Below are 19,405 nucleotides of genomic sequence, written 5' to 3'. Positions count from 1 at the left end.
GTTGTCAGACACTTACGAAGTAATTATCAATTTAATTTTTAACGATTTTCAGTCCAGTCAAAGGCGGGTATTTCAATTCAAAACCATAAACAACACCCATACAATCAGCTGCCCCGTGAGGCCCATCGCCAGGGTGGCTGTGCTGTAGACTTTGAGGGTGGCAGATGTCTCGAGGTTGGAAAACCGGCTGATCACCCAGAAGTAAGCATCATTGGCGTGACTGATCATCATGCTGCCCGCACCCATACTCAATATCGTAAGTGTAATTCCTGTGGGACTGTCGAGGCCGAGCGTGGTCAGCATGGGCGTTACCAGCGATGATGCGGTAATGATGGCTACGGTAGAGGAGCCCTGTGCTGTTTTCAGGATGGCCGTGATAATAAACGGAAAGAAAATGCCCAGTGCATACCCGCTCATCAGATCTCCCAGGTTTTTTCCGATTCCGGTAGCCTGAAGCATTTCGCCGAACATACCCCCCGAGGCTATGATAGCCAGGATCATCCCGGCTTTGTCCACCCCGTCTGTCAGCCAGTGGGAGAGTTCTTTTTTGTCATTTTTCTGAATAAGCGTAAGGGCAGGAAGTATACCGATAGCCAGGGCTATGACCGGCTCACCGATAAAAGAAATAAGTTTCAGCAGCAGCATTGTCTCGTTCATTTCTTTGGTAGTAAATAAAAAGACAATGGATTTCAGGGCTATCAGACCGATAGGGAGAAATACAGGTAAAAATGAACGGCCGGCCGCAGGTAAATGATCTGTTTTGGTTTCGGGGGCTTCCTGTGAGGTGTAATCATGTTCGACAGACCTGCCACGCCAGATGCTCCAGAAGTAACCCACCAGGGCCACAGGCACAGCCACGCCGATACCCCAGAGCATCACCATGCCCAGATCGCCGCCCGTGGTGCCCACTGCCGCAGTAATGCCGGGATGTGGCGGTACAAGGCAATGTACAGCATATAAGGAAGTAGCCAGGGCAGCAGCCATTACCGGCATGCGGTGATGCGTTTTTCTGACCAGGGAATGATTCAGGCCGCTTAAGATGATGAAACCGCTGTCGCAGAATATCGGAAAACCTATGATGAACCCGGTGAGGGCTATGGCAGCCGGTGCATTGTTTTCGTTGACCATTCTTAATATGGCATTGGCCATACTGGTGGTAGCTCCCGTTTTTTCAAGTATGACGCCCAGCGTGGTACCCAGAATGATCAGCAAGCCGATTTTCTCCATCGTGTGCCCGAAACCCGTTTTGAGGGTGGAGACAATTTCAGAGAGGGGCAGGCCGCTGCATATCCCCACCAGCAAGGCCGCGATAGAAAGAGCAAAAAAAGCATTGAGTTTCTTATAAGCCGTTACCCACACAATAAAACTGATGCTGGCCACTAACAGGAATAGTAAATAATAGGTCATAGAGGTGTATTTTGTCCGACGAGGGTTTTTTTTCTAAGTTATCAGAATAAATCAGCAAGTCCAAAAAGAATATCGTCCGGCCATGAATCTTTATGAAAAAAAGCCATCCACCCACCTGGCATTCACAATTCAATCATTGAGCATTAACCATTGAAAACTCACGCAATATGTCACCCCTACGGGGTTTTGTTCTTTTTAAATGGTCTGCTGGCTACAGATATGTCGCCCCTACAGGGCTAATTATGGTTCTATTCAATCCGTCATTGAATATTGCTTGCTAACGATATGCCGCCCCCACAGGGCTAATTATGATTCGGTTTGTGTATTCATTCAATCATTGAATATTCACTCATTCAAAATTCACTCATTGTACACTCCCTCCCTTCCGAGACAGAACCTCAGGCCCATCCGAGATTAAATCTCAGGCCGGGCAGGCCCTTCCGAGACTAAGTCTCAGGCCGGGCAGGCCCTTCCGAGACTAAGTCTCAGGCCGGGCAGGCCCTTCCGAGACTAAGTCTCAGGCCGGGCAGGCATTCACTCATTCAACACTCATTCATTGAACATTAAAAAAGAGCGATGATCTCTCACCGCTCTTTTTTTGATTTCCTTAACCTGATTATTTCTTCTGGTTATGAAGGAAAGTGATCAGGGAAGCCAGTTCTTCGTAAGACATGGAATTGGCAAGTCCTGCAGGCATCATAGACGATTCCATTTCCTTGCGTGAAATGATGTCTGATGTCTTGATCTTGCTCACGTTACCCCCGATGTCTCTTAAAGTTACCTGTGCAGATGTTTCTTCCGTAACAAAACCCATGTAACTCTTATCACCTTTGGCTTCGATCATCACCGAGGCAAAGCCTTGTGAAATAGAGGCATTCGGTTTAAGGATAGATTCCGCAATCTGCTCACGGGTCATGATGGAACCGATCTGGCCCATAAACGGCCCTTTCATCGGTTCTGAAGTGCTCAGACTGTGACAGGCAATACATCCCTGTTTGGTAAACAATGACTTACCCAATACAGGATTGCCTGGAATTTTAGCCATGGCCAGCATCACGTCTTCAATAGATGATTCGCCCACCTGGCCTTTTTTATTGCGTATTTTCTGCAAATCTACTTTAACTTCTTCTTTTGCAGCCACTGTTTCTCCGCTACCGAATTCAGCAATACCCATGCGGTTTTTCTCATTCAGGTCCACGAAGAATGTTTTGTCGGCAGCCTTCTTCCATTCCTGAACCAGGATGGCTTTGATGGCCGGAGAAGATTCCCAGGTGATGTCTTTGTAGTAAGGACCGTGGGTGTCAGGTCTTGTGCTCCACCACCATGAGCTGTCATAAGGAGCTTCTTTTTTGTAAAGACGTGAAAGGGTTACCAGTATCTCTTTTTTCACTTTCGGATCTTTACTCACTTTATAGGCAGCAATCAGGCCGTTAACCGCCTTGGGACTGTGCATATAACGCAGTGCCCAGAGAGCAATCGTCGAGTTTTTGGTATTAATGGCAGCCACACAAGCGTCAACAGCATTTAAGCTTACCAACGACCTCACTGCGATGTGCGGAGGCACAATGGCAGAATTCGGTGTGGCATGAGGTCCTTCAGTTCCCTTGGCCGGAGCTACGAACGAAGCCGGCACTTTCACTTCAAGCAAAGCTTTTGCAGCTTCTACTCTGCCCAGACGGCCAAGACCGATAGTAGCAGCTACCTGAACACGTGGAGAAGGATCTTTCAAAGCTTTAAGGAATAAGTCCAGGGGCACTTTGCTGATATTCGCTTTACGGTCAGCCAGGGCTTTTAAAGCAAATTCTTTAACCGGTTCTTCAGCGGCTAATTTTACAAGATTCGGAATACCGTCAGCTCCTGCAGCCTGTGCGTAAGTAAAGATACCTGCAACACGCAGGTCTGTTGACAGACTCTTGTCCGAAGCAATGGCCCAGCTGGCTGCTGAAGCCTCGGCGGCAGGGCGTGTAAGCAATTCTTGCTGAGCAGCAAGTCTCGCAGCAGCACTACCCGATTTCAGGATAGAGGCCAGTTCAGTCACACTTGATTTTTTGATATCCGGGAATCCCACGTATTTCCAGTCTTTAGGCACAACCCTTACCACGAAACCTTTTTTAGGGTTTCCTGAGTATCCGGCACCGTCCCAGGCTGAAAGGTACATCTGGCCTGAAGCATCTACGTCAACGTCCGTGATCTGGCTCAGTTTGATGAATTCCTCCTCTGTTTGGGTAAATGTCGCTCCGTCCGGTTTCACACGGTGAATAAATAACTGGTTCCGTCCCCAGTCGGCCATCATAGGCACACGGTTGTATTTTTCAGGCCAGGTAGAGTCGTCCATAAACAACGAACCGGTTCCTGAGCCGCCACCCAGGTCAACCAGGGCAGGGATAATTTCTTCTGTAAAGTTTTTGAAAAGAATAGGGTAACCGTATTCTCCCGATTGTATCTGGTTGCTGAAACGGATGTTCCATCCGCCACCGTCGTTGGTGTTGTCACGGGTGAAAACGTTCATGTACGGGTCGATAGCCGTATCATAAATGTTACGCAAACCATGGGTAAACACTTCCATTTCGGTTCCGTCAGGACGGACCCTTACGATACCACCGCCCAACTGGGTCAGTTTTTTGCCCGATCTGTCTACGGCATCTGTAAAACCAAAGTCACCTACAGAAATGTAGATCCATCCGTCGATACCCATACGGATACCGTTGGTAGAGTGGTCGGTTCCCCTGCTTTGAAGGAATTTCGGAGAACAAATGTTCTGGATCAAAGGCTTGGGATCTCCGTCTGCCACGCCGTCGTTGTTTTTATCTTCAAATACCACCAGGTCCATGCCTGAGGCCTTACCTGTTTCTTTGCTGAATGTGGTGTGCATCACATACACCTTGTCGCCCTGACTGATGATACCGCGGGGATTATCCACTGAAGCAAATATGGAATTCTTGTCCATTTTACCATCGTGATCGACATCGGTCAGTTTCATGATGTATCCTTTACCCGGAGTTTTTCCGAGTGACCCTATCATGTCTACTCCCACAAAAACCTCACCGGTAGGGGCAACGGCCAGACAAGCGGGGCTTGGGACCAGGTCGGGTCCGGCAAAATAACTGGCCAGTAAATCAGGCGGACAATTAAAGCTTTTCGGCAGGGAATCAGCAGCGGCAATTAAAAGAGGCTGGCTGTCTGCCACGATTTCCGATGGCTTGTAAAAAATACTGCTCCAGACGAAAATCAGCAGAGCAGCACTCAGGCTTAACGTAGTTTTTAACATATAAAAAGTATTGAATAATGATAATGAATACAAATCTAGATATTTTGATTTAGAGTTAATACCAGAAATTGATAAGTATCGACGTATTTTAACCTTTTGTATTGATTAAACAGCATTTCGGGCGATGTGTGATCAGGGTTTGAGGCTGGAAGAAGCTGTCTTGTGCAGATTAGCAATGCTAAAGGCGAGCTGATTTTTATGAAGAAAAAAGACTCCCCGCTGTCCAATTTCTGCAACATGTAAGGTGAGACTTAGTCGGTGACACCCGGTCTCTGACTTGTAATGAGGAACCCCTTGATTTATCACTTAAGTCATTTTTTGTTAGACGGCTGGTCACCACCCCGATCAGGTTGGCCCCTTCAATGTTATAGATCCGAGCTTCAGGAAATGTAAAGCTGCCGTCCGGCTGAAAGAGCTGTTTGGAATAATAGTCCATCCGCCCATTTTCATAGCTCACTTTTTCCTTACTACTGGTTTTGTCCGCAAAAGTGCTGTTGATTTCGGTTAGCCTGCCCTGAATATTGTAGGTGTATTTGATAAGCTCAGTACCCGCTGCATTTTTCATTTCCAGTATTTTGCCACTGGTGTCCTGGCTGATCACATACGCCTTGCTGGTTTTGGCCGCACTGTCTGAAACCGTATAACCCTTCCATTTTTTCTTTTCCAGGTCATAATCCAGCGTATAAGTCAGCGTTTGTTCCAGGCTTTTGACCTTGATTTGTTTCAACAGCCCGGTCAGCCTGGGTGTTTCTTTGACGCCCAGGTCGAGTTGTTCTTTGCAGGATGAAACAGTTACTAGAATAGTACAGACAATTATAGCGATTCTCTTTATTTTCATTCTTAATTCCCTTTTTTCTTCAATTAGAAGAATGTCATGTTTTCTCACTTTTTGAGGTTAATCTTGTAATTTGTCTAAATCAAAATTAAATTTAGTAGTACCGATACTTTACAAATTACTTTTTTAGATACTTCCGTCTTTTTTTTTTTCTATCGTAGTAATTAACTATGATTTTTAATATACAATATGTTACCAGGCCGGCTAATAATATTTCTAGCACGTGTATCACATTATTATGAATTTTAGAAGAACACCTAATATACTTAAAGTCGCTCCGCCATGAAATAAATAAGTAAATAAAGAAGCTGATAACAGCATTTCTTACTATAAAAATACCCGTTTTTTTTGTATCAGTTTTAAGCCACTTTGTTTGAATAAAGTACGTAGGGATTGACCAAAAAATAAATTTTGCATATTCTCCCCCAATAACATAATTAGTGAAACTTAAATTGGCACAGCCTTCAGAATAACCTAATTTGGAAAAATAACCTTCGTAAACAATCAACAATAGTAAATATTGAATACAGGTTTCAATAAAGTTTTGAATGGCAATAATAGTAAATGTACGATTCTTCATATTCAAGGATGAGCTCTTAAGTATTCAGCCATTTTCTTCCCAATGAAAACTCTGTGCTCCATTTTTTCGAAATTGTATCTCTCAGAATAAGCATCTTTGAATTTACGAATAGCATCATCGATAGAAGCCGGAGAACCGGCTTCACCAGTAAAAACAAATGTAATTAAATTTAGCAAGATTGTTGTTCCCATTGTTGTTTCACCTAAAGTGACTTTATTTATTCCAAAAATAGCACAATCCCACGGTGTTTTAGTCGTACCGTTTGATGCAAAACACATTTGCAGAGTTTTTCCAAATCCACTGCCTACTTTTGCCTCAAATTTTGATTTTAATTCAGGGAGGTAATTTTCTACTTCTGTTTGCTCAATCTCTACCATCTTTTTTTCTAATTCAATACCTTCTAAAAGAACGACGTTGCCGTTGCTATCCTTAACTTTTCCATTTGAACTTAAGAGATATGGGCCAAAATTCTTGAAATTTTTACTAAGAAGATGCCTATTCACTTCACGCATCAAATATTCTTCTGGATCTGTCACATATCCTAAATTAATTTCCATTTCTGCTCCACCTACTGCTCGCCAACTTGTAACATCGACAGCAGCAGCAAACCAGTAATTGTCTCTAGGCCTAGCAATTTTATCCGCCCATTTATACCATTCATGTCTATCTTCTATTTGAGTATACGCATTCCAATTATCATGTTCAATATTGTATCTGGCGGCTTTGTCAAACGAAACTTCATCGTTCTTACCATTTAATCTTAACCACTGTCCATCTTTTAGTTCGCTACGACAATTAGAAAGAATGTTAATGGTATTCTGTGTACTGCCGACAAATGTTACCTGCACTCTTCCTCCTTTAAAACAATTCGCTATTTGGCTTCCTTCACACTTTGTGTTGCCGGCTTTTTTTATGATCTCACATCCTTGTACTTGCAGCCATGCGTCGTTTAGAACAGTAGCTTGATCAAACACTTGTTGCTTTTGTACACATGTTTGAAAAATAGCGTTGCAATCTGCAGTTGTGCTATTGGAGCTTCTTAATCTCGCGGATGATGAAGTACAAGATGAACATTCTTTAAGAGAAACAACAGAAGCTTTTAGGTTGTCTAAAGCTATTCTTACGACGTTATTGCCGCCCTCGCTGGTATGATCCGTTAAATACCCTTTTTCTAATCGTGATATTTCAGCTTCGATTTTTTGAATTTGATCACATGTTCCTGTAAAAACAGAAAATAAATCTTTGAGCACATTAGAAACATCCGAATAAATACTTGAGGCTTCATTAACTACTTCATCAAAGTCCAAAATTCCACCCCAATTCGGATCATAATCCGTTATCACTGAACCCGAAGCCAATTCATAGCACTCATTTACTACTGCATTATCAAAATTAACGGATATCTTCTTTAAAACAATACCCGCAACTAACTTCATTTTGACATATCCCTTCCCTTTCCACCCTGTCGGGCTGCCGGAAATGATTTCGGTCACCACTACAGTGTAGTCACCCGCCGTGAATTCATCTCCTACGGCTAGCTGCACACCGGTGGCTACGGCATTAGGCAGGGTGATGTTATTGGGTACCTGACAACTGAGATCCAGTTCATATATTTTGCAGGGAGCTCCCGCTAAATTGATGACGGCCTCGCAGATGGTGGCAGCGTTAGATTTCAGGGTAAGCACGGCCCGGTATTCTCCTGGTTTACTGGCTGAGAGTGTTTTGCTGGTTGCTCCGGCTATGGCACTGTCGTTGTAAATTGCTGTGCAACACTTATTCTTTATAACCATTCATAACTGTGGTCATACCGCTTTTCTCCCTCCTGTAGGTCCGAAGAGGAAGAAAACCCATCCTGCAAATCCCGTAATCCTGTCAAAAAAAAGACCGGTCGGGAAATAATTTATTTTTTTATGTTTTGATCGATTTTAACCTGGGTTAAAATTATTGTCATGGCTGTGGGGGACCTTTGTATCAGAAATTTAAACAAAAACAAATTAAACTGATACAGCAATGAAAGCGAACCAAACCAAAACCGTCGTATTTATCACAGGAGCATTTGTAAGTCATGAAGGATGGAACACCTGGAAAAAATATTTTGAAGAAAAAGGCTACACCGCCTATAACCCTGCCTGGCCTTACAAAGATGCCCCGGCACAAGTACTGAGAGACAGACAACCCAACGATACCGACCTTGCAGACCTTACCCTGGCCAGACTGGTAGACCACTATGCTGACTTTGTGAAAAACCTTCCTGAAAAACCACTGATCATCGGTCACTCATTGGGCGGACTGATCACCCAGATACTCGTCAACCGCGGACTGGCTGCCGGAGCCGCCGTCATCCACTCTGTACCACCACAAGGCGTTATTCCTTACGAATTCACCTTCCTGAGAGCCGGATATAAAGTACTCGGTTTGTTTACCTCCATGAAGAAAACCTACCTGATGTCACTTTCAGACTGGCAATATGCCTTCACCAACGGGATGTCGCTGGAAGATCAGAAAGCCTCATGGGAAGCCAACACCATCCCCGAATCCAAAAGGGTGGCAAGAGGTGGCCTGACTTCGCAAGCCCATGTAGACTTCAGCAAGCCTCATGCACCGCTGCTTTTTGTGGCAGGCGGTAAAGACCAGATCATCCCGTCGAGCATCAACACCCGTAACTTCAAAGCCTACAAAGACAAAAACTCAGTGTTAGACTTCAAACTCTTCGAAAACAACAACCACTTCGTCGTAGGTTTACCAAACTGGAAAGAAGTCGCCGATTATATCCTTGACTGGGTGGCTAAACATTGAGTTAAAAGAGATTTATAATAAGAAAATCCCCGGCAACTATCGCCGGGGATTTTTTGCGTTAAGAACCAAGCTTTCCAGCGTCTCCGACGCACCGGAAGGCGTCACCCGGTCTCTGACCGGTGTTATGAAACTGTATGCACATTGACACAAAATACCACTTTATCAGCCTGGCACACAGCGTCATATATAAAAGGTAGCTGTTTTGGAGATGAAGATTTTATTTCTGCTTTAGCAAGCTTGTGTTTTTGAGTAGTAATGTTTGATAATTACAATTATCAAATTAATCACAAAATGACTATGGGTGAGTAAACCCGATTCAATCTTTTACAATACTTGGAAAGAGCTTTTCTGGAACTAACTTTTAGCCATCCATAGTTTGGTAATTGAAGCCCCTGCATATTTTCGTCCAAAACAATACCACCTCTAAAAACAATATTTTCATTTTTTAATAGAAATATTTCACTTTCAATTGTAGCGATGTCTGATTTTTCATAAATAAATCGACAGTTTTTTTTCATTTCTTTTAGAAGATTTTTATCCTCCGTTTTGAATATATTTCCATTGGGAATGTCTTTAGAAATACTGACTTTATCGCTTTCTGCAATTATTAAGTACATTTCCCATTTTCCAGAATCAAAATCATAGTTTTCTAAAACATTGACAATTTCTCCCTTGGATATCAACTTGTGAGGTTTATAATCAACTTCTTTTTTTGAATTAATTACTAAAGGATGAAATGTTAAGTATAACAGTACGACCGTTATTATGACAACTGCCCCCTGTGTAAATCTAGTTTTCATTCCTTCTTCCTTTTTTGTTATGATTCTACCTTTATTTTCTTCCAAAAGTTCTTTGTCAGTTTTTACCCCACCGTTATATTGGACTCTAACATTTGACCCATGGATGGTAGACTTTGAGTCTAGTATTTCTGCAAATTGTTATAGAACACTTTTTTCAAACAACCATCTGTTTTACGATTTCTTGAGAGTAGAATGTGGGGTACGTGTGACAATAGTGCCTACCTGGCTTTCCAGCGTCTCCGACGCACCGGAAGGTGTCACCCGGTCTCTGACCGGTGTAAGAACGGTTGCTCTTTTCTTCTGATCCAGTTCTTTATATCATCTATCCATTGTTGATCAACATGACCTAACTCTTTCAGATTAAACCAGGTTACAGCTTCTAGTGCTTTGTGAGCGAGGTCAAGGGCGATCTCTTCAAATGTAGCGATAGAAGTGATTTCATTATCAATAACGGTTTTAATAAATACTTCTCCATCTTCTAAAATTAGGCCTTCTTCATTAAAAGGACCGTAGAGAAAATGCATTTCGTTTCGATACGCCCCCCATCCTTTAGTTGTATTATCTAGAAACTCAGCATAGTCTCTAAAACTTAAGCTGGCAAAGAAGCTAAGAATTGGACTATACTCATCATCAACTTCGCTTCCAACTTTTAATATGGAATAGCCTGCTCGCTTTTCGTAATCTTGTATATCCAAAACTTCTACATAATAATCCATAGTCGATTGCAATTCAAATTATCAGATGTTATTTGTTTCTTTATTATATTATAAGATTTGATTGTAGTCGATATAATCAAAAATCCTAATTCAATGAAAACAACGTGAAAATAATATTCTAGACAATATACAACGCTTTTATTGTCATCGAAACTGTGTGGCCTCAGAAGTTGGAAATGTAGGCCGTAGGTTGATTAATTTGAAGGCGTCACCCGGTCTCTGACCGGCAAAATGATATTGTATGCATATTTATAGAGAATACCACTACATCAGCCATCTACACAGCGGTCAGAGACCGCCTTTCACCCTCCAAACCGTCTTCAGACCTCAAAGAGCTATCCTGTCCATCCTGAAATCCTGTCTATAAAAATATCAATCTTTCTGGTCGCTACTTCAGTTTTTCCGGTCACTACTTCAATTTTTCTGGTCGCTACTTCAATTTTTCTGGTCACCCGGTCTCCGACCGGTGTAATGAAACTGTATGCAAATTGACACAAAATACCACTTTGTCAGCCATTCAACACCGCGGTTGAGGTATATGTTTATCTGCTCATTTCGAACTATAAAGTCACTTTTTGTTATTTGCTATTTCCAGAGTTTGAAATTACTAAGTCATTTAAAAAATCTTTGATAGAAAACTCATTCGACTCTAACATCGATTTGGGTATTTTAATAAAATTAAAAATCTGCCCGTTATTAAACTTTAGACAATAGACAGTAAATATTAAATGCCTTTTTTTAATTGTGAATTCAATCAAATCTTTCTTGTTATATTTTATATCAGTAGTTAAAAGTCTTGAAAGATAGAAACTTGATTCATCCAAAAAAACTTGATAACAACTCAGAAACGAGAATTCTATTAAAGCAAAAATTATTGCTATAAAACAACCCAAATAACCCAACTGTATAAATGTTCCAAAAAGACCTAAAGAAAAGCCAATCGAACCTATATTTATTGAATCAGAATTGAAACTGATTAGTAATTTTGTATTCATTAATATTCTATTTTAATACCTGAACTTTTTGAAAAGTCTCTTAAAAAGAATAGCCCCCATTTATTACCTGTTCCTACTTTAATACTGGTGTCTAATAATGATAGACGTATTACATTTTTTCCTTGGACAGTTATTGTGTTTGTCTCAGTTTTATAACTAAAGTTGACCCCCATACAGCCAAAATTCAAACCCAATCCCGTTTCAAAACTCTTTTGGACTTCTTGTCGATTTTTAATAGTATTTTCTAGTTCTCCAGGAATACTTCAATATCTAGAAACTGAAGCCAGAGGCGATGGACCTCCATTCCCACTTTTTTAATAAACTCATCTTTCAAAAATGCTTTTAGTTTATTCTCAAAAAAAGGAGTGAACTGGAAACTCGGATCAATATCAACTTTCATTTTTTATTTAAAATTATACATGGCTTTAGATTATCCGTTAAAGTAAAATCTTACTTCGAGCTCTGATTTAAAAAAAAGTATCACTTTAACAGTTACGCTTTCGGCATTAATGCAAATTTGGTTTTGTATATTGAACCATTTTCATGATTGCTTTCTTATTTGAAAATATGATTGGATCAAAACCATGCAATTCTTTTTTCATTCTTTCATTTGAAATTTGTTCCTCTTTAGTCAGTGGAAAATCGTTGGTGTAGTCAAGGAAAATATAAGTATCCATTTCAAATTTAAGGTTAAATGTGTTAATCGCTCCAGTATTGCTGATTGCTTTTATAGTCAAATTGTCTTTTATAGGGTATTCGTAAATGAATTCGTCGTAGTTTGGTGTTATGGTGGAGTATCTAAAATTTTCATTTAACAGTATTTTTTTATTTACCGAAACATTAATTTTAATCAAGGTGTCTTTAGGGCTAATATTCTCTACGTAAAAGATTAACCTGGCTTTCTTTTGTTGGCAAGCCAGTGTTAAAATGATGAAAATAAAACACAGATAAAATTTCATAGCTTAGTTTTTTAGCCTTTTGGGTACTTAATTGTCTTTTTGCTTCATAGCCTTAACTATAATAGCTATCGATTCAATTATTGTAAGTGATTCTCATTTTGAATGTACCAAGTCTTTTGGATAATAATGTACCAAGTCTTTTGGATAATATTGACAATTAATAAAACTGCTGTCATCCAGCTTCATAATTTTTACTACCGCCGCTGTTTCAAAACTCCAATAACCAAAATAAGTTTCATGAATGTTTTTATGACTATTATACCAACCGGTTTTTTTTAGGTTCTTATGCCATTCTTTAGTAACATATTCATTCACCAGACTCTGCATTTTTACTTTTTTTGTTTCAACAATTGCTTGCCTTACCTTACTAAACATTGTCGGTATATGAAAGTAGTCTTTATATGTTTCTTCTGGATTTACAACTCTGTCTTTGATTTTGGCCCTGATAATAAATTCAAATAATATATCTTTAACTCCATCTCTGTCAATTAGCTTAACCAACTTATTGAAATCGCTTTCTGATACATTAAGTAGATATGCTAGAGAGAGCATCCAAAGCATTTGACTATAAGAAAAAAAAGTATACTGGTTATATATTTTATTTTTATACTGTAATTTAACTACATCTGTTAACCAACTTTCCTCTATGTAATCAAGAATTTTATCAAATTCTCCGACTAATACATTAAGTCCAGAACCATTAGTGTAGTAAGAAATCGTTAAGTCTAGCAATTTGTCAAGCAAGCTCTTTTTGTACCAGTTAATCATTTCCGGATTAACTTTGTTTTCTTTTACTTTTAATAATCCATTTTCATAAAGTGCTCTATTCAAATTAATATATCTGGTAAAATACTCATGATCTTTGAAATTCTGTCTCATAATATTATGGAGTAATTGTTCCTCTTATATTTTCTTTTAAATCAAGTTTCTTATGAATCATAGAACAGCTATCCGGCGTTTCAGACACTCCTGTCGGCATTATCCGGCCTTCTCCGGTGCAAAGATACAGTGCATTAATGTAAACCACCACTAGGCCAACTACCCATCCCGTGGATCAAATACCTACTTTCACCCTCCAGTAAGTCCAAAAACGTCGGAGAGCCATCCTGTCCATCCTGAAATCCTGTCTATAAAAATATCAATTACTCCTGTCGCTACTTCCGTTTTTCCGGTCGCTACTTCAATTATTCCGGTCGCTACTTCAGTATTTCTGGTCACTACTTCAATTTTTCTGGTCGCTACTTCAGTTATTCTGGTCGCTACTTCAATTTTCCTGGTCGCTACTTCAATTTTTCTGGTCGCTACTTCAATTATTCTGGTCGCTACTTCAATCTTTCCGGTCACTACTTCAATTTTTCTGGTCGCTACCTCAATTTTTCTGGTCACTACTTCAATTTTTCTGGTCACTACTTCAGTTTTTCTGGTCGCTACTTCAATTTTTCTGGTCGCTACTTCAATTTTTCCGGTCACTACCTCCATCCTGAAATCCTGTCAGAACTCCGCTCAGAAGCCTGCCCCTCACAATCCTTTACCCAATCTCCTTTGTTTAACTGATTCAGCGTTTATCTTTGCATGCCAAGACCATCATATTCATAAAACTAATTGATTAAATGTACAGACTCCTTGTTTTGTTATTTGCTTTCGCCGCTTTACAGGCAGGTTCCCAGGGCATCACACCCGGCAATACCCTGCCCGTAAAAAGCACCATTCCGGTTTCAGAAAACGATAAAAAAGAAGACATTATCGTCAAAGCCGCTCATGTGGTGCCTACTGCCAATCAGTACGACGCCCTTAAAAATGAATTCATTGCTTTTATCCACTTCGGACCCAACTCCTTTACCCGCATGGAATGGGGCAACGGGAAAGAAGATCCGAAAATATTTGACCTCAAAGAACTGCACACCGACCAGTGGTGCCAGGCCATGAAAGCCGCAGGGATGAAAATGGTCATCATCACTGCCAAGCACCATGATGGTTTTGTGTTGTGGCAAAGCCGCTATACCAAACACGGCATCATGTCTTCGCCTTACCAGGACGGTAAGGGCGACATCCTCAAGGAACTCGTAGCTTCCTGTGAAAAATACGGGTTGAAGGTAGGCATCTATCTTTCTCCTGCCGACCTTTTCCAGATCGAGAACGAGGAAGGGCTTTACGGCAACCTGAGCAAATACACCAAAAGGACTATTCCAAGAGCTGTGGAGGGTAGACCTTTCAAAAATAAAACGACCTTCGAGGCTGAAGTAGATGATTACAACGAGTATTTCATGAACCAGCTATTTGAACTGCTGACAGAATATGGTCCGATCCATGAAGTCTGGTTTGACGGGGCACATCCCAAAACCAAGGGTGGTCAGAAATACAATTACCTGGCCTGGAAAAAACTGATCTCCGAACTGGCCCCGAAAGCCGTGGTGTTCGGCAAGCAGGACATCCGCTGGTGTGGAAACGAGGCAGGCGGCACCAGGCCGACAGAATGGAACGTGATTCCTTACCAGGAAGACCCTGCTCAGATGAATAATTTCGACGACCTTACCAATGCCTCTCTGGGCAGCAGGGAAGACCTTTATAAAGGGAAGTTTTTACATTACCAGCAGGCAGAAACCAATACCTCCATCAGAGAGGGATGGTTTTACAGAGACGATGAACACCAGAAAGTCAGAAGTGCTGATGATGTCTTCGATATTTATGAGAGATCCGTGGGTGGTAACTCCACTTTTCTGCTGAACATCCCGCCGAACAGGGAAGGGAAGTTTTCCCCGACAGATGTAGCGGTACTCAATGAAGTCGGAAAGAGGATCAAGGAAACCTATACTCGTAATCTTTTCAAAGCAGCCAAAGGCCCGAAAGAAGTACTGGATGCCGATGTCATCAGTGCTAAACTCAGGGAGGGTGCCAATCCTGAAATCATCATTTCAACGCCTGCACCGGTGACGATCAACCGCCTGGTGCTGCAGGAAGCTGTCACCACACATGGGGAGAGGGTAGAGAAACACGCCCTGGACGTCTGGATCAATAACCAGTGGAAAGAAATTGCGGTGGCTACCAATATCGGTTACAAGAGAATCCTGCGTTTCCCTGAGGTAACAGCGAGCAAGTTCAGGGTGCGAATCCTGGAGTCGCGTTTAACTCCTGCGATCAGCAATATCTCTGCCCATTACTATCGCACCCGTCCGCCACAGCTGCAGTTTTCAAGGACAAAGAACGGCCTGGTTTCCATTGAGCCTCTGCAGCCGGCCTTCAACTGGAACCCGAACGGCGAAAACGCTTCGAAAAATATCAACACAGGATACGAGGTGTATTATACCACCGACGGCAGTAAGCCCGGAAAGAACTCGCTGAAATACAAAGCACCATTCAATATGGGGCCGGGTAAAATCAGGGCCATATCTTTCAGTAAAAATGTTTCAGGAGAAGAATCTGCCACCACTTTGGGGATTTTGAAGGAGGACTGGAAATTACTCGGCAGCAGCAGTGAGATCAAAAGACGCCCGGCTTCTGCCGCATTTGATGAAAATCCGAAGTCTTATTGGCAATCTGCAGAAGAAGAGGCTCATTTTATCTCCCTGGATCTTGGAAAGAATTATGACCTGACGGGATTTGCCTATACCCCGCAAAACCACCACGGCGAAGGCATGATGGCCAAAGGTATCATTAAAGTCAGTGCAGACGGTAAAACCTGGCAGGATGCGGAAACGTTTGAGTTTGGTAACCTCGTAAATGACCCGTCAAAAAGAAACCATTACTTTAAAAAGACCCATAACACCCGTTACATCAGGATTGACTCTGCAGAAATCGCAGCCAAAGGCAAAACCCTGGCGATTGCAGAACTTGATTTTTTTGTGGGGAAGTAAACGGTTCTCCGGGAAGACACATATAAAAGTAAAAGAGGTTGTTCCATTGGATGGGAGCAGCCTCTTTTTAGAGACAGTTAAGCCAATACTTAATGCACTTACTGTCTTAATGGTAAATATGGATAAAGGTCATTCGAGGATTTTCTTCAACTCCACATCCCCTGCATCAGCCAAATCAAAAACAGTTTTCCCGTCCGCATTCGGGATCGTTTTATCGGCCCCGGCTTCAACCAGTAGCCTGACACATTCCAGATGATGAGACAGGTCTTTTTTATCCCCTTGTTTTAAGCCGTGAACGGCCCAGAAGAGTGGGGTAGATTTGAAATCAAGACATAACTGATTGATGGAAGGCCCTTCCTGCAACAGTCTTCTAACCACCTGATCTCTTCCGCACCAGGCAGCCCAATGTAAAGCCGTGCCCCCGTGACATCCCTGATGGTGAATGTCAGCTCCGTTTTCAATATACAGGAAAGCCACCTGGTCGGCATGCAGACTAGCAGCTGCCAGCAAGGGAGTATCCTTTCTTATGACCATGGCACCGCCGTTGATATCGGCTCCGTATTCCAGGAATATCTTTGCCATTTCAACACCTTGCTCATCACTGATGTGTCCGCTGAATACATCGTCGCAGATCCTGTGCAGTGGCGGAGCTGTCGCCATGTTGTTTTCATCGTAAGGCAATCCTTCATTGGCGAGTTCAGGATGTGCGGTAAGGATTTGCCTGATGGCTTCGCGGTCGTTGTTCCCGATGAGTTTTCTGAGTGTCATTGATCTGCATGTGTTTATGATTCAGGTATTGCAAATGTAGGGAAGTTTTTGATGAACGCGGAGGTTTTACAGCAGATTATAAATGTTGGAGGAGATTTTATTTATTGCCAATCATTTAAAGACTAGTGTAGTTGTATTGTTACTGCTAAGTGATTGACAGGTAAAGGAAAAGAGCAGACGCTTCAAACAAGCCCTGCTCTTTCATACACCCTCGTTTACTTCTTGTCGAACTTGTAGGTTACATTATTCCTGGTCCGGTTGGACAGGAGCACCTGGTATGAATAGGCTTCAGTGTCTGGGAATGAACTGTTGACTATCGTCTTTTTCACAGTCTCAAGGTCAATAAACAAAGTCAGTTTATTGTTTTTGACGACTGTGTTGTAATAAAACTTATGCTCGTAAAAGGCCTGATTGGTACGTTTGCCCCATTTCAATACTAAATACTTGCCTTCTAAAGTATAGGTTCCTGACATGGTACTGCCGGCAGGAATACCATACGGACTGGCTCCGTCAACATAAAGAAACATGTCAGAAGTGAATTTTCCGTCTGAGGTCAGGGTTAAGGTATAATTATCTGATTCATAACCGGATGATCCGATCCGGTTATCCATAGTCCTGATGCCTTGAAAATCAATGTCTTCGGAAACAAAATGCCATTTCCCGATAACATCCGCCATAGTAGGTTCTTCAGGGGTGACATCTTTCTTTGAAGTTTGGCAACTGCTAAAAAGCAGAACAGGTAAAAGTGCGAGAAGTTGAATTGCTTTTTTCATTTTGATTGGCTTTTTTTGTTAAATTGACTGTAATTCATTAAAGATTAAAAATATAAGTAATCAGCCGGTATTGCTGTGAATGCCATGTAGTTGAGTGACTACCAGTCGCTTATAAGATTGGTACTTGCCCGAAATTTAATTTATTTTTTTTGAAATACGTAAAAAGATTGGGAAAAATAATATGTGCTACTCCGTTTTTTTTCTGTCTTTTATTATCAACAGTTATGGCTTACTCAAAATGCCGGGTGATTTTGTCGTTGGCTTAAAAAGCGGAGATGGCATCAGACTGTGGAAGTCCTTTTATTTTTTATACAAATAAATAATAAGCTGGTATCGGGATATTATTCATATTCCGCTTATTTTTATGAAATTGCGGAGAAAATAAATCCGAGATAAAGAGAATGATCATTGATTCCTTTCTCACTTAATAAAGATTTGATTATAGTTCATGAAAGAAAATACAAAAGTAACCTGGGGCATCATTGGTTGCGGTGATGTTACCGAGAAAAAGAGCGGACCTGCATTTAACAAAGTAGAGGATAGCCATTTGCTTGCCGTCATGCGTCGGGATGCGGAGAAGGCCGCTGATTATGCCAGACGTCACCAGGTAGATGAATGGTATGCGAATGCCGAAGACCTGCTGAACCATCCGGATATTAATGCCATTTATGTCGCGACACCGCCCTCTTCTCACCTGGAATATGCCCTGGCCGCCCTGGAAAAAGGCAAGGCTGTGTATGTTGAAAAACCTGTTGCCCTTAACGCTGGTGAGGCCGTGCAGATGGCGGAAGCTGTCAGGAAATACAATGGAAAGCTGGTTGTGGCTCATTATCGCCGCCGCCTGCCGGTCTTCCTGAAAGTCAAGGCACTGCTTGAAGAAAATGCGATAGGTGAGGTGAGGACTGTACAGCTTCGTCTCTGGCAAAGCCCCAACCCCGACCTGGTAACCAAAAGCTCTCCCGGCTGGAGAACGGATGCTAAAATATCCGGTGGCGGCTATTTTCACGACCTGTCCCCGCATCAGTTAGACCTGATGTTGTTTTTCTTCGGAGCTCCTTTGCACTATAACGGTTTCAGTCAGATTCAGGATGACAGCAGCGACGTTGCTGATCAGGTGTCAGGAACGATACTGTTCGCCAATAAAGTCGTTTTTAACGGAAGCTGGTGCTTTAATGTGGCTGATACAGACAATATTGAAAAATGTGAGATGATCGGAAGTAAGGGCAGTATAAGTTTTTCAATATTCGGAGGTAATGACATACTGCTGAAAAACCAATCGGGAGAAGAAGTCTTTTCTTTTGATCATCCCGAAAACATCCAGCATCCAATGATTTCGGGTGTGGTAGGCTTTATAAAAGGTGAAGAATCTAACCCATGCTCTATTGAAGAAGCCATTACGGTCATGGAAATCATTGATGCTTTTTCAGCCCGGCTCTATTAAGAGGCGTTTGTTATGCATCAGCGTATTAAACCTCGGATAAAAACAAAAAAGAGCCGTGATTGCTCACAGCTCTTTTGCTTTGTTGTGACCGCGTTAGGATTCAAACCTAAAACCTTCTGATCCGTAGTCAGATCATTCTATGTTATTGATTCTTATTGATATTAATTAATGTTACTAATAATCAATAAATTATGATTTTATTTTCCTGATTGATTA

At 41.7% G+C, this 19,405-nt stretch carries 16 protein-coding genes; 3 read left to right on the top strand and 13 right to left on the bottom strand.

What is annotated here, in order from left to right; all coding sequences use genetic code 11:
- Positions 1-72 precede the first annotated feature (72 nt).
- The 4 genes from GVN16_RS03465 to GVN16_RS03450 all read right to left on the bottom strand — a co-directional run bounded on the left by GVN16_RS03465 (position 73) and on the right by GVN16_RS03450 (position 7,880).
- Positions 73-1,407, bottom strand: a complete 1,335-nt coding sequence (locus tag GVN16_RS03465; protein WP_166562433.1) for a GntP family permease — start codon at positions 1,405-1,407, stop codon at positions 73-75.
- Positions 1,408-2,023: 616 nt separating this feature from the next.
- The gene (locus GVN16_RS03460) at positions 2,024-4,675 is read right to left on the bottom strand and encodes a PQQ-dependent sugar dehydrogenase (protein WP_166562432.1); all 2,652 of its coding nucleotides are present in this window, start codon (positions 4,673-4,675) and stop codon (positions 2,024-2,026) included.
- A 196-nt stretch (positions 4,676-4,871) separates the two neighbouring features.
- The gene (locus GVN16_RS03455; RefSeq protein WP_166562431.1) at positions 4,872-5,513 is read right to left on the bottom strand and encodes a hypothetical protein; all 642 of its coding nucleotides are present in this window, start codon (positions 5,511-5,513) and stop codon (positions 4,872-4,874) included.
- Positions 5,514-6,092: 579 nt separating this feature from the next.
- On the bottom strand, positions 6,093-7,880 hold the full coding sequence (locus GVN16_RS03450; RefSeq protein WP_166562430.1) for a hypothetical protein: 1,788 nt from the start codon (positions 7,878-7,880) through the stop codon (positions 6,093-6,095).
- 220 nt (positions 7,881-8,100) lie between these two features.
- Here GVN16_RS03450 and GVN16_RS03445 point away from each other — a divergent pair, with 220 nt between their 5' ends.
- Entirely contained in the window at positions 8,101-8,886 is a 786-nt protein-coding gene (locus GVN16_RS03445; protein ID WP_166562429.1) for an alpha/beta hydrolase, read from the top strand.
- A 284-nt stretch (positions 8,887-9,170) separates the two neighbouring features.
- Here the strand turns inward: GVN16_RS03445 and GVN16_RS03440 are convergent, their stop codons facing one another.
- From GVN16_RS03440 to GVN16_RS03410, 7 genes are all read right to left on the bottom strand, one after another.
- A complete protein-coding gene (locus GVN16_RS03440; RefSeq protein ID WP_166562428.1) occupies positions 9,171-9,731 on the bottom strand; it encodes a hypothetical protein in 561 nt (186 codons plus the stop codon).
- A 212-nt stretch (positions 9,732-9,943) separates the two neighbouring features.
- Positions 9,944-10,402 (bottom strand): hypothetical protein, encoded by a 459-nt coding sequence (locus GVN16_RS03435; protein ID WP_166562427.1) that lies wholly within the window; start codon positions 10,400-10,402, stop codon positions 9,944-9,946.
- A 578-nt stretch (positions 10,403-10,980) separates the two neighbouring features.
- Complete coding sequence (locus tag GVN16_RS03430; RefSeq protein WP_166562426.1) at positions 10,981-11,397, bottom strand: hypothetical protein; 417 nt, start codon at positions 11,395-11,397, stop codon at positions 10,981-10,983.
- 244 nt (positions 11,398-11,641) lie between these two features.
- Positions 11,642-11,797, bottom strand: coding sequence for a hypothetical protein (locus tag GVN16_RS03425; RefSeq protein WP_166562425.1), 156 nt, complete (start codon positions 11,795-11,797; stop codon positions 11,642-11,644).
- A gap of 106 nt (positions 11,798-11,903) precedes the next feature.
- Positions 11,904-12,356: a hypothetical protein gene (locus GVN16_RS03420; RefSeq protein WP_166562424.1), complete on the bottom strand. Its 453-nt coding sequence runs from the start codon at positions 12,354-12,356 to the stop codon at positions 11,904-11,906.
- Between the two features lie 93 nt (positions 12,357-12,449).
- A complete protein-coding gene (locus GVN16_RS03415) occupies positions 12,450-13,235 on the bottom strand; it encodes a PoNe immunity protein domain-containing protein (protein ID WP_166562423.1) in 786 nt (261 codons plus the stop codon).
- 189 nt (positions 13,236-13,424) lie between these two features.
- Complete coding sequence (locus tag GVN16_RS03410) at positions 13,425-13,835, bottom strand: hypothetical protein (protein ID WP_166562422.1); 411 nt, start codon at positions 13,833-13,835, stop codon at positions 13,425-13,427.
- A gap of 131 nt (positions 13,836-13,966) precedes the next feature.
- Between GVN16_RS03410 and GVN16_RS03405 the strand changes: the two genes are divergently transcribed.
- Complete coding sequence (locus tag GVN16_RS03405; protein ID WP_166562421.1) at positions 13,967-16,207, top strand: alpha-L-fucosidase; 2,241 nt, start codon at positions 13,967-13,969, stop codon at positions 16,205-16,207.
- Positions 16,208-16,336: 129 nt separating this feature from the next.
- Here the strand turns inward: GVN16_RS03405 and GVN16_RS03400 are convergent, their stop codons facing one another.
- Positions 16,337-16,975, bottom strand: coding sequence for an ankyrin repeat domain-containing protein (locus GVN16_RS03400; RefSeq protein ID WP_166562420.1), 639 nt, complete (start codon positions 16,973-16,975; stop codon positions 16,337-16,339).
- A 215-nt stretch (positions 16,976-17,190) separates the two neighbouring features.
- Complete coding sequence (locus GVN16_RS03395) at positions 17,191-17,748, bottom strand: hypothetical protein (protein WP_166562419.1); 558 nt, start codon at positions 17,746-17,748, stop codon at positions 17,191-17,193.
- Positions 17,749-18,196: 448 nt separating this feature from the next.
- Here GVN16_RS03395 and GVN16_RS03390 point away from each other — a divergent pair, with 448 nt between their 5' ends.
- Positions 18,197-19,189, top strand: a complete 993-nt coding sequence (locus GVN16_RS03390) for a Gfo/Idh/MocA family protein (protein WP_166562418.1) — start codon at positions 18,197-18,199, stop codon at positions 19,187-19,189.
- Positions 19,190-19,405: the final 216 nt, after the last annotated feature.

This window comes from Emticicia sp. CRIBPO (assembly GCF_009905725.1).
Lineage (GTDB): Bacteria > Bacteroidota > Bacteroidia > Cytophagales > Spirosomataceae > Leadbetterella.
This window is presented reverse-complemented; position numbering and strand designations above follow the sequence as displayed.